This is a genomic window from Weissella sp. ESL1177, from assembly GCF_058107185.1.
Genome location: NZ_CM176591.1, coordinates 1,389,411 through 1,405,437, shown reverse-complemented (window position 1 = coordinate 1,405,437; position 16,027 = coordinate 1,389,411). Strand labels below are relative to the sequence as shown.

Here is a 16,027-nt window from a genome sequence, read left to right as displayed (position 1 = left end):
CTGGATTTGATTTAACCCGTATCGTTACACCAAATCTAGGAGTTTTTCTTGTTTAAATTAGTTATTTTTTGGCATTCTTATGCTTCTGGAAGATGGTTGTACGAATATCTGTCAGTACTTGGTTCGCTTTTGAACCAAAGTGTTGGGCAGTCAAAGTATACAAACAATCATTAATTGCTAATTGTGAAGTAAGTGATAACAATGCTTCACTACGATACTTTGAATCTTCGGAAATCGAGAAGAATTTAACTTCTCCATAATCAGCCAATGGTGATTCAGGAAAACTGGTGATGACAATCATGGGCACTTCTTGCGCCCGTAATGTATCTGCTAATAATAATGTATCGGTATCATCACCTGTATGTGAAATAATAACAGCACAATCATGAGACGACATGCGAGCGGCTTGCATTAATGCCATATGATATTCACTATCATGAATGACATTGATTGGTACTCGTAGAAATTTATGATAAGCATCTAGTGCTGCAATATTTGAACCACCAAGGCCAAAGAATCCTAGTGTTTGTGATTGTGTGATCAGTGTGACAGCTTTACTCAAATCAGATTCAGCCATTAACTCGAACGTGTTATTTAATGATTTGATATTTGCTTGCAGTGTTTTTTTAGCAACAGTCTTAGGTGAGTCATCATCTTGAATGTCTGAAAGAGCGTACTTTTCATTCAATTCATTTGCAACTGACCATTTTAACTGAGCAAGGTTAGTATAGCCTAATTGTTGTGGTAAACGTGATACTGTGGCGATAGAGACATCACATTCTTTGGCAATTTGATTAACCGTTTTTGAACTGAAATTGGTTCCTTTTTTAAGGATATAATCGACAACTTTTTTACTTTGTTCACCTAAACTAGGGTAAATATTAGTGATTCTTTTTTTAACATTTGATGGCATAAGTATTCCTCTATTAAATTTTCACAATGTAAGGTAACTTTACCATAAATTTGTCAAGTTTGTAAAAATTTCATCATTGCAATGTAAGCGTTTTCGTTTATAATAGTATATGTAAAAACAAATCAAATAAATAGCTATAAAAATGATTGTAATTTACAGAAAGGAAGTGTTTTTATTGGTAGACGTTAAAATATTAAATAATGAAATTCAGTTAAAAGTTAATGCAACAGACTGGCAAGATGCCATTCAGGTTGCAGCGGCACCACTACTTAATGAAGGAAAAATTCATCAAGGGTATGTTGACGATATGATTAATTCGGTTAAGTCCTTAGGACCATATATCGTTATTGCGCCGGGGTTAGCATTAGGTCATGCACGACCATCTGAAGATGTACAAGAAACTTCATTTGCGATTGCAACATTAGATAAACCAGTGAAGTTTGGTAACAAAGATAATGACCCGGTTGATATTATTGTTATTTTAGCTTCTAAAACAGGTACCGATCACTTAGAACTATTACAAAAATTGGTTAAGTTTTTTGGTGAAGAGGACAACTTACAATTATTACGTCAAGCTCACACGGTTGAAGAAGCAAATCAGATTTCTAATTCAATTAATGGAGGGTAAATACTAATGCAAGTTATAAATTTTATTGTTTATCAGTTTTTAAGCAATGAGACAATTTTTCTAGGACTCGTTGCACTGATTGGACTACTTTTACAAAAGAAAAAGTTCCCACAAGTTATTGATGGTACTGTTAAGACTGTGATTGGGTTAACAGTCTTATCTTCCGGAGCTGGTATTCTAATTTCTTCACTATCACCAGTTGTCACAACATTAAATAAGACACTACATGTTAAAGGTGTTTTGCCAACAAACGATGCGGTCTTTGGTGTTGTTTTAAACTTTAGTTCGATTGCTAAGGGAACGGTCATCACTTTCCTACTAGCATTCTTCTTACATTTGTTACTCGTACGTATTACACCACAAAAGGATTTTAAAAATGCTTACTTAACAGCACATTTGATGTTGTATCATGCAGCATTTATGAATGTGACGTTACCAGTTGTTTTGCACACAAAGTTCTTTGGTACGGTGTTAGTTGGAACGATTCTTAATGCACTTTATTACACGTATTCACCAGCTATTCCACGTAAGTTAGCACGTAATTGGATGCACGATGTTTCAACTTTAGGATTTATGGATCAAGTTGGTTCACTTTTGGCCCACTTCATTGGTAAGTGGTTTGGAAGTAGTGATCCTTCACAAGATGCCGATAACATGAAGTTACCAAAGTGGGCATCAATGTTCCGTGATAATACCATTGTTTTGTTCTTCTTGATGCCAATTATTTTTGTTGGTATTGGATTGGCTGTTGGTAAGTCAGGTATTCAACACTTGGCTGGTACTGGTGCTGATGCAACTAATTGGATCTTATGGTTGATCTTACAAGGATTTACGTTTACTGCTGGTATTGTTATCTTGCTATCTGGTGTACGTATGTTCATTGGTTCAATTGTCCCAGCCTTCAAAGGTATTTCTGATAAGTTCTTACCAGGTGCTATTCCTGCCTTAGACGCACCAACAATTTTCCCATACTCACCAATGGGTGGTATGTTTGGATTCCTAGGCTCAACAATTGGCTGTATCATTGTCACTTTCGCAACGATTATCTTCCATTCACCAGTCATTGTCTTTCCAAGTCCAATTATTATGTACTTTGATGGTAATGTTATGGGTGTGTTTGGTAATAAAGCTGGTGGTTGGCGTGGTGCCTTAGCCGCTGGATTCTTTACTGGTATTATCTCATCAGCGGCTGTTATCCTATTCTATCCATTGACTGGTGCCGTTTATGGTAGTGGTTTGACTTGGTCAAATATTGATTACGCTGTTGTTTGGATGCCATTGATGTACTTGCTAAAGTTCCTACGTGGTTTGGTGCTAGGCATTTTCTAATGACTCATTATCAGTATTTTGTTAATTAATAAAAAATATATCAATCTATGGAGGATTTAATCATGAAAATTATTGCAGTATGTGGTTTAGGTGTTGGTTCAAGTGTTATCGCAAAGATGAATATTGAAAGTATTCTGTCCGAAGAAGGTCGTGATGAAATTGATGTTGATACGATTGATCTAGGTTCAGTTAGAAGTGCACCTGCTGATATTTACGTGACAACTCGTGAATTATTCGATGAGTTCCCAGAAGATTTAAAGGATAAAACGATTGTTTTGACAAACTTTGTGGACAAAAACAATATTAAGGAAAATATTGATCCAAGAATTACAGAACTTGAGGGAAAGTAATTAGTAATCAGTAGATAGGAGATGCCAATAGAAAATGACGCGAAAAGTTGATGAAATAACAGAAGACACTTGGGAAAAAGAGATTTTTCCGGAATGGGGTTCATGGCTAAATGAAGAGATTGAACAAACTCATGTTGAAAAGGGTAAATTCAATATGTGGTGGCTATCTAATATGGGACTTTGGATTAAGTCTGATGAACAAACTAATTTGGTAATTGATTTATGGAGTGGTACTGGTAAGCAAACACATCATAAGCCAGATATGTCACCTCGTCATCAATGGTCAAGATTAACTGGCGGTCGAAAGATTCAACCAAATCTTCGGGCAACACCAATTGTTATTAATCCTTTTAGAATCAAACATTTAGATGCCTTTTTAGTCACTCATTTTCACCATGATCATATTGATGAGAATGTTGCAGCTGCTGTTCTAAATAATGTCGAAGAAGAGGTACCATTTATTGGACCAAAGTATGTTGTTCAGCAGTGGATTGATTGGGGTGTTCCAAAGGATCGTTGCATCATTGTCAAGCCTGGTGATAAGCTCAAAATTAAAGATATCGAGATTTTTGTCACAGATTCATTTGATCGGTCAATCTTAATTACAGATCCAGATACTGATGAAACGGATATTCCTGCTGATGATCAAGTACCAGAAATGGATGATCGTTCGGTGAACTATGTGATTAAGACAACAGCTGGCACCATTTATGATGCAGCAGATTCACATTATTCAGCCTATTTTGCAAAGCATGGTCAAGACTTTGATATTGATGTTGCAACAGTTGCCTATGGTGAGAATCCAATTGGTGTCCAGGATAAAATGACGTCAGTAGATGTGCTGCGAACAGCTGAGGCACTACAAACAAAAGTTATTATTCCATTGCATTGGGATATCTGGTCAAATATGTTAGGAGATCCTTATGAAATTGAATTATTGTGGAAGTATCGTAAAGATAAATTGCAGTATCAATTTAATCCAATGACTTGGTTACCAGGTGGAAAGTTTACTTATCCAGATGATATTGGTAAGTTACAGTACTATCATCCACGTGGATTCGATGATCGTTATGCTAACGAAGTCAATGTACCATACAGGTCATTCTTATAAATTAATAAATACAGTACTAGATGAGTTTCTTTTTAGATGGCCTCAGAGGGTTTCGTGCTATAGTAAAAATTAATAAATGGAGGTTTGAAAAATCATGAAATTACAAGTTGCCATTGATCGTGTCTCATTATCTCAAGCAATCCAGTTATCAAAGCAATTAGATGGGTTAGTTGATATTATCGAATTAGGAACATCAATTGTGAAAGACTATGGTTTAGAAGCACTTAAAAAAGAGCATTTTCAATTAAAAAAGTCAGCACTATTAGTTGATTTAAAAACAATTGATGAAGGTGAATATGAATTTAAAAAGGGATTTGAAACGACTGCTGATATCTTAACAGTTATGGGTAGCGCATCTCGTGGGACAATAGAACAAACTTACGCTGTTGCCCAAGATGCTCATAAAGACATCTTTATTGATTTAACAGAAGTTGATGATCAACGCATTAGTCAAATAACAGATTTACAGTCAGCTATTTTTGGTATACATCACTCTAGAGATGCAGGGACTGACTTTAATGCGGTCGCACGAATTAAACATTTTCATGAACAGTTTCCAACGATTCAACGCATTGCTGTCGCTGGAGGAATTGATTTAAAACAAGCACAATTAATTGCACAACAGGGAATCGTTGAAACAATTATTGTCGGTGGTAAAATTACAACAGCTGATGACCCAGTGGCCATGGCGGAACAGTTTATGTCGGTTATTAAGTAAATATTCATAGCATAAAATGACGAATCAAGATGTTATCAACTTGATTCGTCATTTTTTATCGCCTGAAAGAAAGCGCTTTCTTTTTAATTAACGCAATGTTATAATTAACTCATTCGAATGAGTGTGAAAGAAAGGAGATTTGGGATGACATAGTAAAAGTTTAAGTTGAAAGGAAACGGGATGATGGTCATCGTTTATTGGATGAACGTCGTGACAGTATTTTTGGGAGGATCTGGGATGTCAAGTGAACAACGTGAACGACAACAGCAAAAACAAGCATTGAGTGTGAAGAGTATGGCGTTTAATCGTTTCTTGATATTCCGCTATGTAACGGCTGGCTTTTTTTTCGCTAATCTTTATTGGATGGTGTTGTTATTTGGGTCATCTGGTTGGTATTGGTTATTACCAGCAATATTATTCATTATTGATATTGCGATTAGTGTTGAACAAACACGGAAATATTGGCAACCAGATCATTCACTGACAATAACAAAAATTGGTTATTGGACACAGTTGGCATGCAATGTGGTGTTACTAGGTGCAACATTAGCGGGGGCGAGTCACCCATTTTATCCATTCATTAATGCACAAAGTCAATCCGCAATCTTAATGACATTATTCATCGGCATTATTTTTTGTATTTTACTTGAGCGACGGGCATGGTTAATTAGCCGTGATCAAGACCGTTACTTGCAACGTTTGCTAGATTTTAAAGCAAGTTTACAATAAAAGAAAAGAGAACATATTATGGACAATACTGATAACAAGATGTTTCAGTTCCTAAGCAAGCATCTAATGGGACCTATGGGTAAATTAGCTCAGTTCCGTATTGTACGAGGTGTTATGGCAGCTGGAATGGCATCGATACCGTTTACAATTGTTGGTTCAATGTTTTTGATTGTAAGTGTTATTCCACAAAGTTTTCCAGCTTTATCAGGTATTTGGGCAGCTTCGTTTGACAAAATTACGAATTTATATATGATTGCTAATACGGCAACGATGGGAATTTTAGCACTTTATTTTTGTTTGGTTTTCGGTTATGAATATACCCGTATTCAGGCACAAGAAGAAAAAGTTAATGTTAATCCGTTGAATGGTGCTTTGTTATCAATGATGGCTTTCTTCATGTGTGTCCCTGAATTGCTATTCAAAGATGGCACAATAAGTTTGATTAACATTGTAACAAAAGATCAAAAGATTATTGATGGCTGGGAGATGGGTGGTGGCGTCACTCGTTTAGGAACGACCGGTATTTTTACGGCAATCATCATGGGCATTATCGCAGTTAAAATTTACACGTACTGTGTTAAGAAAAATTGGACGATCAAGATGCCTGAAACAGTACCAGTGGGTGTCATTAATTCATTCGTTGCTTTGATTCCCACGGCCTTGATTGCTTTAACCGTTATCATTATTAATGGTGCTTTGGTGTTCTTACATACAGATATCTTTAAAGTTATTGCCGTGCCGTTTGGCTTTGTTACTAACCTAACTAATACTTGGGTAGGTCTGTTGGTGGTTTATTTTATCATGCACGCTTTGTGGATTGTTGGTATTCACGGTGCCACAATTGTGACATCATTTCTAACACCAATTGTGTTGTCAAATATGGCTGCTAATCAAGCAGGGGCTAATCTACCATTTGCAGGCGAATTTAACAATTCATTCGTTACAATTGGTGGATCAGGTGCAACTTTGGGGATGGTTATTTTTATTGCCTTTTTTGCTAAGTCAGCGCAACTGGGTGCGCTAGGTAAAGCAGCAATTGTGCCTGCATTCTTTAATATTAATGAGCCCATTTTGTTTGGTATGCCAGTGGTCTATAATCCATACACGGCAATACCGTTTTTCTTAGCACCAATGGCATCAATGTCAGTGGCCTACTTTGCCATTAAGTTACACATGGTTAATCCACCAATTGCTCAAGTCGCTTGGCCAACACCTGGTGGATTATCAGGATTCATTGGATCAGGTGGTGATTGGCGTGCCGCTGTTTTAGGTGTTGTCTGTGCTGTCGTTGCTTTCTTAATTTGGTATCCATTTATTAAGTTTTATGATGGTAAATTAGCTCATGACGAACAGGTTGTACCAGCAGCATAAAAAACTGGAGGATAAATCAATGAGTACTTTTTCAAAAGATTTTTTGTGGGGCGGTGCTGTCGCTGCTCATCAATTCGAAGGTGGTTGGCAATCTGATGGTAAAGGCGTTAGTTTAGCTGATGTTATGACAGCAGGAGATAATCACACAGTTCGCCATATTACTGATGGTGTTTTATCTGGTGAGAATTATCCAAATCATGAGGCCATTGACTTTTATCATCATTACAAAGAAGATGTGAAGTTGTTTTCTGAATTGGGATTAAAGGCGTTTCGTACTAGTATTGCTTGGACTCGTATTTTTCCAAATGGGGATGAAGATGAGCCTAATGAGGCAGGTCTAAAGTTTTATGATGATTTATTTGATGAATTAATCAAATATGGCATTGAACCAGTCATTACGTTATCTCACTTTGAAATGCCTTACTATTTGGTAACAGAATATGGTGCCTGGCGTAATCGTAAAATGATTGATTTCTTTACAAAATTTGCTCGAGTGGTCTTTGAACGTTATCAAGATAAAGTTAAGTATTGGATGACGTTTAATGAAATTAATAATCAATCAGCCATGTTAAATAACTGGGCATTGTTCACGAATTCTGGTTTAGTTGCAAAACCAGGCGAAAATATTGAGCAATTAATGTATCAAGCGAGTCATTATGAAGTTGTTGCAAGTGCGCTAGCTGTCCAAATTGGTCATGAAATTAATCCTAATTTTCAAATTGGTGCGATGCTTGCTTTGGGACCCGCTTATGCCGCTAGTCCTGATCCAAATGATGCGATGAAAGCGCTAAGAGAAATGCAAGTTAACACTTGGTACGCTGACGTCCAGTGCAAAGGAAAGTATCCCGCTTGGTTGAAAAAATATTTTGCCCGTCAAAATTATAATTTAGATATTACCCTGGCCGATGAAGATATTTTAAAAGCAGGAACTGTTGATTATATTGGCTTTTCTTATTATGCATCACATGTGGTGCAAGCAGTTGAGAATGAATCTGAAGATTTTACAACGCGTGATGAGCACACCGAAATCCCTAATCCAACATTGTCAGCATCTGACTGGGGTTGGATGATCGACCCAATTGGTCTACGTTATGTGTTGAATTGGTTAACTGAACGTTATGATTTGCCATTATTTATCGTTGAGAATGGGCTAGGAGCGTTTGATAAAGTTGAGGACGGGCAAATTCATGATGATTATCGTATTTCATATTTGCGTGAGCATATTCAAGAAATGGCTAAAGCAGTTAATATCGATGGGGTTAACTTAATGGGATACACCCCATGGGGGTTCATTGACTTAGTTTCGGCTGGTACTGGTCAAATGGATAAACGTTACGGTATGATTTACGTTGATAAAAATGATGCTGGTGAAGGTACGTTGAAACGATTAAAAAAAGATTCGTTCTATTGGTTCAATCAAGTCATTACATCAAATGGTGATGACCTATCATAAATATTTTTGAAGGGCTTGTTATATGTCTCATGGCATGAACAAGTCTTTTGTTTTACGTCGAATTCAGGCATAATGAAAGTAGTAAGAGGATGTTAAATATTTGTGAGTTAGGCTGTTAATCAGTGAAAGAGGCATACCATGGGACAACGAGCAAGCTCATCGGCTATTGATACATTAGTAAAGAAAATTATCACAGAGATTCAGGAGCAAACGATTGGTGACGAGGCTCATAAATTGCCATCAGAACCGGATTTAATGTCACGTTATGCAGTGACAAGATACACTTTAAGACAAGCACTAAAAAAATTAAGTAATATGGGATACACTTTTCAAGCGCATGGTATCGGAACATTTGTGCGACCACGTGCAGATCGTCATGCTATTTCTTTGCAAAATATGGTAGGAATGACTGATGAAGTTGCGCGTCAAGGTAGAAAATTAACGACATTGCATGCAACTATACACCCTACAACAGCAGCAAATGTTAATTTTTTACCATTAGGGACAAAATTAGCAGAGAAAACACCACTTTGGGCAGTCCATCGGCTACGTTACGCAGATGATGATCCGTTTATGTATGAGCAATCATATTATTTACGTCAGCATGTTGCTGAAATACCAGAAGAAGCTCTTTATGGGTCATTGTTTAAATTCATTGAAAATGATGATAATTTAAAATTAGGATTTCAGGATTCAACAATTGAAGCAGAAAAAATGACTGCAGATATGGCAAAGTTTTTTAAAAAAGATGAGGCAGCGCCAGCTTTAAATGTTTACGATGAAACTTATTTAAGCGCAGGTCAACTAGTTGCCTTTTCAAAACTAACTTACGATGCTGATTTGACAAAATTATTTATGTTTAAAAAATTGTAAATATTCAGTGAACACAAAATAACCGTTTCTTTCATGATTTAGAGAAACGGTTATTTTTTAGTATTTATCTAATAAATCCATTGCAGTTTGTTTATCAGTAATTAAAACATTTGCATAATGGCCACTTAAGGCACCGTGGATAGAAATGAGTTTCTTTTTTGCACCAGCGACTAAAATGGAATACTCCTTTTGACGTAAATGCTCTAAATCAATGCCAGTTGTTCGACTATTAAGGGCTGGATTAATGATATGACCATCCTTATCAATAAAGCGGGATACAATATCACCTACTGCAGAATGACGTAGTGCAGTAATTTCTTGTTCGCTTAAATAACCAAGGCTGAATAATTGTGTGTGGTCTTGAACAGTACCCGTTGTATAAATTGCAATATTACTTTGTATACCAGTTTCATAAATTTGATGAATAAATTTATCTTTAATGACAATATCCTTGGTGATGGCATTATCTAAAAAGGTAGGCAAGGGGAGGCTAATGGTATTCGTATGGAATGCTTGTGCGAATTTTTGATTAATGTCATTTGCATAATCACTCAAATATGATTCAGACATACTGCCTTTTAATTGGACAACTTTAATATTATTGTGTTCATTTGGTATTAAATGGTTGGCAACCGCAGTTAATGTGTGTCCCCAACTAATGCCAATAATATCGTTATCTTTCACAATTTTATTTAAATAACTTGCTGTCAATTTTCCGAGTTTATCGTTAATGATTTGGGAGTCGTCAACAAAATTTTCAGCAATTAGAACATCATTTAGTTGATATTTTTTTTTAAGTTGTGTTTGTAACAAATTCAAATCTTGTTTTGGGTCATTTATTTTAATTTGGACCATACCGTTTTCTTTTGCATAAGTTAATAAACGCGAAATCGTTGGTCGTGAAATGTTTAATTTTTTAGCAATGTCGTTCTGACTAAGGCCATCTTCGTAGTACAAATGACAAATTTCGAGTGCAATTTTATTTTTATTGGTAGTTGCTGTATTGACCATATAGTGTAATAACTCCCCTGTTTGATTTATGTAAATTATATCACAATTTAAAAGGCCTCCTTAGAAGTGTGAACATAATTTCAAATAAACTGTTTACATTTGTTCAGCATTCGGCTACAATGAGTTTGTTCATGAATAATAAAAATTATTAAAGAGGTTATTTAGAAATGAACTTAAATCAGTATTTTGATCACACAACGTTAAAACCTGATGCATCACAACAGGACATTGATCAAGTCATTAGAGAAGCGAGTGACAACCATTTTTCTTCGGGAGTTGTTACGCCAAAATGGATGTCATATGTTAGTCAGCAACTTTTATTATCAACAGTCAAAACGAATTGCATGACTGGTATGCCATGGGGAGAAAATTCGACTATCGAAAAGCTTGTTGAGGCAAATGTTGCCATTGGCGTTGAAAGTTTGGGGACTAGTGCAAGTATGGCAATTATTGGTAAACCATCATTAGGGTCGGTCAAACGACCTTTTAATTTTAATTAATAAGTAAGCGCTTGCACTTGCTTGAGGTGTATTATCAATTTTTGCGATATTGGTAAAAGTAGGATTTAACTTTTAAGGAGAAATTTTCATGGCAGACAGAACGACAGTTAATATTTTATGGTTTGATGAATTACATCGGTCTGATGTTGATTTAGTTGGTGGGAAATCAGCTTCACTTGGTGAATTAACTTCAGCAACAAAAATACCAGTACCTTATGGATTTGCAACAACAACCCATGCTTATCGTGACTTTATGATAAGAACTGGTATTAATCGTGAAATTAAAACACTTTTAAATCAAATTCATGATTATGAAAATGCAAATGAATTGCATGACGTTTGTGCAAAAATACGTCAACTAATCATTGGTAGTGATATGCCGACAGATTTAGCAGCTGAAATTAAACAGGCGTATGAAGACTTAGCGAAAAAAATTGGTGTCGTCAATCCTTTTGTTGCAATTCGTTCTAGTGCAACAGCGGAAGATTTACCAGATGCATCATTTGCTGGACAGCAAGAATCGTACCTTAACATTCAAGGATCAGATGATGTTGTCCAAAAAATTAAAGAATGCTATGCCTCATTATTTACTGATCGAGCAACTTATTACCGCCATAAGCAAAATTTTCCACATGAACAAGTTGCACTATCGGCTACCATTCAAATGATGGTTTTTTCTAAGGCTTCAGGCGTTATGTTTTCAATTAACGTGGGTAATGGAGATGATACGAAAATTATTATTGACAGTATTTGGGGACTTGGTGAGTACTTAGTGCAAGGAACAGTGACGCCTGATGACTTCATTGTTGATAAGGAGACACTAAAAATTGTCTCTAAAGATATTACGACAAAAAATATTGCGCTAAAGCGTCTACCAGATGGTGGTGTCACAGAACAACTGGTGCCAGATAAACAGATAAATGCGCCGTCATTAACTGATGAACAAGTTGTTGAACTAGCAAGATACGCAAAAATAATTGAAAATCACTATGGCTGTTATATGGATATGGAGTTTGCGCTTGATGAAAGAACAGACAAATTATGGCTCGTTCAAGCACGTCCAGAAACAGTTTGGTCACAAAAAAATAAAAAATTAGCAAATAAAAAAGAGGTAAAAACCATGACAACTGATCAAAAGATGACTGTTCTTGTTAAAGGATTACCAGCTAGCCCTGGGACAGCAAGTGGTATAGTGCATGTCATTGAAAATACAGAAGATATCGATCAATTTAAAGAAGGTGAGATATTAGTGACAAGTATGACTTCGCCAGATTGGGTACCGGTTATGAAAAAAGCACGCGCAATTATTACAAATAATGGTGGACGTACTTGTCATGCGGCTATTGTCTCTCGTGAAATGCAGATACCATGTATTGTTGGTACTGCTAGTCGTGGTGTTGCAGCAATGGACGTTTTGAAGTCAGGTGATACGATTACTGTAGATGCAAAAAATGGTATTGTGTATGCCGGTGAGGAGTCATCAATTTTGACTTCAAATACACAGAAAACAGCAATAAATAATAATACACCAGCGTCTACGGCATATTTTGCACCAACAGCGACAAGGGTCATGATGAATCTTGGCGACCCGGATCTCATTGAAAAATATGAACATTTACCAGTTGATGGGGTTGGTTTGATGCGGGAAGAGTTTATTTGGACAAGTTATATTCATGAACATCCACTTCACTTGATTAAGCACGGACAATCTGAAAAGGCAATTGATATGTTAGCTAATGGTATCAGTAAAGTGGCTCGTGCAATGAGCCCACGGCCTGTTGTTTTAAGATTATCTGACTTTAAGTCAACTGAATACCGTCATTTAAAAGGTGGCGAAGAATTTGAGCCGCATGAACCAGCAGATTTGTTAGGTTGGCGTGGTGCATCACGTTATTATGATCCAACGTTTATTGAAGCATTTAAATTGGAATTGGCAGCCGTTAAAAAAGTACGCGAAGAATTTGGGTTAACGAATTTGAATGTCATGTTGCCATTTGTTAGAACGGTGTCTGAAGCACAAAAGGTAACAGATATTATGGCAAAATCTGGTTTGGTTCGTTCGGCAGATTTTAAAATTTATATGATGGCTGAAATACCATCAAATATTATTTTGGCTGATCAGTTTAATCAGTTTATTGATGGTTACTCAATTGGATCAAATGATTTAACGATGCTATTATTGGGGTTAGATCGCAACAATGATACGGTATCATCGTTGTTTGATGAACGAAATTTGGCAGTAAAGCGTGCCATTGCCCATCTGATTAAGACAGCACATCAAGATGGCAAAACAGTATCAATTTGTGGTCAGGCACCTTCTCAGTACCCAGAATTTACAGATTTCTTAATTCAACAAGGAATTGATTATGTTTCTGTTAATCCAGATATGGTCAAAGCAACAAAGCAAAATGTTGCGCATTTTGAACAACGCATTCTACTGGATAAAGCGACTGGTAATGGGCGACAAGAACAAACCAATTATCAATGGTAATAACGATTTCAGTTTATTCTTGAATAGACGATGATTTCACAACACCTACAATCAAAGACATGACATAAACTTTCCAACTAAAATAAAAGGGGCTGAGAGATATGTCGTTATAATCAGCTGAAAAAGGCGCTAATCTATCAATTTTGATTGGTAGATTAGCGCCTTTAAACGTGTTCCAAAAGACTGAAGCCTTTGTACTGGTCCCCGTCAAGTTGACGGTAAAAATAATATAAGAATTAGTTAGGCGATTACTTCACCATAAATGGCTATATTCCGGAATTCTTCCGGAGTATGGCCATTTATTATTTCCGATCGTCTAACTTTGTTAAAGTAATCAATTCCTCGTTTAATTGCTTCAATTGCTTCTTGTAATGTGTCGCTGTGTTGTTTATCCCACCATTCAACTTTGAAATCATTCCAAAATTTCTCAATAATTGCGTTGTCATAGGGCGTTCCAGGCCGAGACATACTACGTTGTGCATGATGTTGACTCAAGATGTTTTTAAAAGCCCATGATGTATAAGCTGTTCCGCGATCAGAGTGCACTAAAACATTCGCTGGATTACCTGCGAATTGATAAGCTCTTTGAAGGGTTTGTACAGCTGATTGACTAGTCTCTGTTTTACTAACGTTAAACGATAAAACATATGTACCGTATAAATCAACGACTGCAGATAATCTTAATGTTTTTTCTAAATGTTCTCCAAATCTTAATTCAGTCATATCTGTTGCCCATTTTTGATTAGGCAATATTGTTTTAAAGTTCTGGTTCATTAGATTATCAATAATAAACTGTTCATTAGCTTTAATACGATTGTGACGTTTCTTGCGAATATCTGCACGGATATTTAAATAATGCATAAGTCGACGAACACGTTTATGATTTACACGATGATTGATTTCTTTATCCATGTTAAGGTACATCGTCATGCGTTTAACCCCTAAATTATGATGATGTTGCTTGTCTAACTTCTGTATTTTAATTTTCAATAATTCATTGAATTGATCATTAATCGATTTTTGTCGTTTCAACCACTTATAATAAGCCTGAAAAGATACGCCACTAAATTTAACTAATAGGCGGATCGGATATTCTCTTGGATTCTCTTCATGCATTATTTTAATGGTCTGGAACGCAACTTCATGGATAACACGACTAGTTATTACCTGCCTTTCTTGAGATTTTCTAGAAATTTTTTTGCGAATACTGCCTGTGCTTTGCTTGCTTTTAATTCTGCCTTTAATCGTTTATTTTCAAGTAACACTTTATCCATATCTGATAATTCGTTCTGCGATTTTTTTCGACCTCTACCATCTTTTAAAGCCTCAAAACCATTTTGATCAACTTTTAAAACCCACGTACGAACTTGTTGATAACTGACATCAAATTTTTGAGCAGTTTTCTGATAATCTCGATTATTTTCAATGGCATAAGTTGCGATTTTAACACGGTCTTCAAATGTTAGTTTTCGTGATGTCATAGGAATTCTCCTTGTATACCCGACTGAACGGGACGGTACTTTATTCCCATTATACTTTGAAACCCAATCACGTACTTGAGTAGAACTACGTACGCCGAATTTTATTGCCAATTGCTCCATTGAGCCAGCACCTTGTAAATAAGCTTGTACAACTTTACGTCTAAAGGCGGGTTTATATTTTTGACGTGTCTTTGGCGGACATAGTCCGTCGATACCATAATTATTATACAAATCTAACCATCGTTTGATGGACATATTATTTAAATGATGTTCTCTTTGAAACCTTCGTTCCGTTTGTCCTGATTCAAGGAATTCTTGTATTAATTCATATTTTTCCATTGCTGTAAATTTTATATTTGCCATAAAAAAGTCCCCTAAAGATTTATGAAAGAAATTTATATTATTTCTTTCGTCAACCTCTAGGAGACTATAGCACTTACTGTAACAACATCTTTTGTCACACTCTCTTGTTCTCTTGTCTTAAATAATCTTACCGTCGTAGATACGCGTTGCAATACTCATGAAATCAAATGTTGCTAATTCATCTGTTGAACGGACGTATGAAGCTGGTCCAATGGCAGGCATCAAATTGATTGGCTTATTGATCCAGTCACCATCAAAGAATGCAACTGATGGACGCCCTAAGGCATTAGCGTAGCCTAATTCAAAGGCAGTACCACTGTCTTCATTACCAGCAGTGATAATACCTAAAGTAACATCTGTATTTTGAATTGCAGTGATATCAGCGTTGTAAGTTGCGACAGCCCAAGTATAATCAGGATCAAAATCGCCATTCTCATCAAATGCTTGGCCACCAAATTGATTTAGTAAGGGAACATGTACATAGCTAATTGTCGAGTTATTGTTTAATGCTTGATAAGCAGCTAATAACATCTCAATTTGACGATCAGAAAACCAGCCAGCTCCTAAGTAAATTGACTTGGCACCAGGAACTTTTGTGATAGTTGATGATGCTTTTTTTATATCTTCTAGTTGTTTAATTAATTCATCCATACTTAGCATAATGATACTCCCAAAAATTTATTTCATATGACTACTATTATGACAT

The 16,027-nt window shown here is 36.1% G+C and carries 16 protein-coding genes; 11 read left to right on the top strand and 5 right to left on the bottom strand.

Features of this window, described 5'->3' with window-relative positions; translation table 11 throughout:
* Positions 1 to 61 precede the first annotated feature (61 nt).
* Positions 62 to 913: a MurR/RpiR family transcriptional regulator gene (locus tag AC3B5D_RS06790; RefSeq protein WP_489840779.1), complete on the bottom strand. Its 852-nt coding sequence runs from the start codon at positions 911 to 913 to the stop codon at positions 62 to 64.
* Positions 914 to 1,088: 175 nt separating this feature from the next.
* Between AC3B5D_RS06790 and AC3B5D_RS06785 the strand changes: the two genes are divergently transcribed.
* The 9 genes from AC3B5D_RS06785 to AC3B5D_RS06745 all read left to right on the top strand — a co-directional run bounded on the left by AC3B5D_RS06785 (position 1,089) and on the right by AC3B5D_RS06745 (position 9,475).
* Positions 1,089 to 1,541 (top strand): PTS sugar transporter subunit IIA, encoded by a 453-nt coding sequence (locus tag AC3B5D_RS06785; RefSeq protein WP_489878283.1) that lies wholly within the window; start codon positions 1,089 to 1,091, stop codon positions 1,539 to 1,541.
* A 6-nt stretch (positions 1,542 to 1,547) separates the two neighbouring features.
* Positions 1,548 to 2,870 (top strand): PTS ascorbate transporter subunit IIC, encoded by a 1,323-nt coding sequence (locus tag AC3B5D_RS06780; RefSeq protein WP_489840780.1) that lies wholly within the window; start codon positions 1,548 to 1,550, stop codon positions 2,868 to 2,870.
* A 62-nt stretch (positions 2,871 to 2,932) separates the two neighbouring features.
* A complete protein-coding gene (locus tag AC3B5D_RS06775; RefSeq protein ID WP_489840781.1) occupies positions 2,933 to 3,220 on the top strand; it encodes a PTS sugar transporter subunit IIB in 288 nt (95 codons plus the stop codon).
* Between the two features lie 34 nt (positions 3,221 to 3,254).
* The gene (gene ulaG / locus AC3B5D_RS06770; protein ID WP_489840782.1) at positions 3,255 to 4,331 is read left to right on the top strand and encodes an L-ascorbate 6-phosphate lactonase; all 1,077 of its coding nucleotides are present in this window, start codon (positions 3,255 to 3,257) and stop codon (positions 4,329 to 4,331) included.
* A gap of 94 nt (positions 4,332 to 4,425) precedes the next feature.
* Positions 4,426 to 5,049, top strand: a complete 624-nt coding sequence (locus tag AC3B5D_RS06765; RefSeq protein WP_489840783.1) for an orotidine 5'-phosphate decarboxylase / HUMPS family protein — start codon at positions 4,426 to 4,428, stop codon at positions 5,047 to 5,049.
* Positions 5,050 to 5,286: 237 nt separating this feature from the next.
* Positions 5,287 to 5,778 (top strand): hypothetical protein, encoded by a 492-nt coding sequence (locus AC3B5D_RS06760; protein WP_489840784.1) that lies wholly within the window; start codon positions 5,287 to 5,289, stop codon positions 5,776 to 5,778.
* An 18-nt stretch (positions 5,779 to 5,796) separates the two neighbouring features.
* Complete coding sequence (celB, locus tag AC3B5D_RS06755) at positions 5,797 to 7,149, top strand: PTS cellobiose transporter subunit IIC (RefSeq protein WP_489840785.1); 1,353 nt, start codon at positions 5,797 to 5,799, stop codon at positions 7,147 to 7,149.
* 19 nt (positions 7,150 to 7,168) lie between these two features.
* Positions 7,169 to 8,602, top strand: a complete 1,434-nt coding sequence (locus AC3B5D_RS06750) for a 6-phospho-beta-glucosidase (protein WP_489840786.1) — start codon at positions 7,169 to 7,171, stop codon at positions 8,600 to 8,602.
* A 138-nt stretch (positions 8,603 to 8,740) separates the two neighbouring features.
* Positions 8,741 to 9,475 (top strand): GntR family transcriptional regulator, encoded by a 735-nt coding sequence (locus AC3B5D_RS06745; protein ID WP_489840787.1) that lies wholly within the window; start codon positions 8,741 to 8,743, stop codon positions 9,473 to 9,475.
* Positions 9,476 to 9,532: 57 nt separating this feature from the next.
* Here the strand turns inward: AC3B5D_RS06745 and AC3B5D_RS06740 are convergent, their stop codons facing one another.
* The gene (locus tag AC3B5D_RS06740) at positions 9,533 to 10,486 is read right to left on the bottom strand and encodes a sugar-binding transcriptional regulator (RefSeq protein ID WP_489840788.1); all 954 of its coding nucleotides are present in this window, start codon (positions 10,484 to 10,486) and stop codon (positions 9,533 to 9,535) included.
* A gap of 167 nt (positions 10,487 to 10,653) precedes the next feature.
* Here AC3B5D_RS06740 and AC3B5D_RS06735 point away from each other — a divergent pair, with 167 nt between their 5' ends.
* Together AC3B5D_RS06735 and ppsA are read left to right on the top strand one after the other, a co-directional pair.
* Positions 10,654 to 10,986 (top strand): hypothetical protein, encoded by a 333-nt coding sequence (locus AC3B5D_RS06735; protein ID WP_489840789.1) that lies wholly within the window; start codon positions 10,654 to 10,656, stop codon positions 10,984 to 10,986.
* 88 nt (positions 10,987 to 11,074) lie between these two features.
* Entirely contained in the window at positions 11,075 to 13,477 is a 2,403-nt protein-coding gene (gene ppsA / locus AC3B5D_RS06730) for a phosphoenolpyruvate synthase (protein WP_489840790.1), read from the top strand.
* 240 nt (positions 13,478 to 13,717) lie between these two features.
* Here the strand turns inward: ppsA and AC3B5D_RS06725 are convergent, their stop codons facing one another.
* The 3 genes from AC3B5D_RS06725 to AC3B5D_RS06715 all read right to left on the bottom strand — a co-directional run bounded on the left by AC3B5D_RS06725 (position 13,718) and on the right by AC3B5D_RS06715 (position 15,981).
* On the bottom strand, positions 13,718 to 14,626 hold the full coding sequence (locus tag AC3B5D_RS06725; protein ID WP_489840597.1) for an IS3 family transposase: 909 nt from the start codon (positions 14,624 to 14,626) through the stop codon (positions 13,718 to 13,720).
* Between the two features lie 14 nt (positions 14,627 to 14,640).
* On the bottom strand, positions 14,641 to 15,321 hold the full coding sequence (locus AC3B5D_RS06720) for a transposase (RefSeq protein WP_489839876.1): 681 nt from the start codon (positions 15,319 to 15,321) through the stop codon (positions 14,641 to 14,643).
* A gap of 117 nt (positions 15,322 to 15,438) precedes the next feature.
* Complete coding sequence (locus AC3B5D_RS06715) at positions 15,439 to 15,981, bottom strand: nucleoside 2-deoxyribosyltransferase (RefSeq protein ID WP_489840791.1); 543 nt, start codon at positions 15,979 to 15,981, stop codon at positions 15,439 to 15,441.
* Between the last annotated feature and the right edge of the window lie 46 nt (positions 15,982 to 16,027).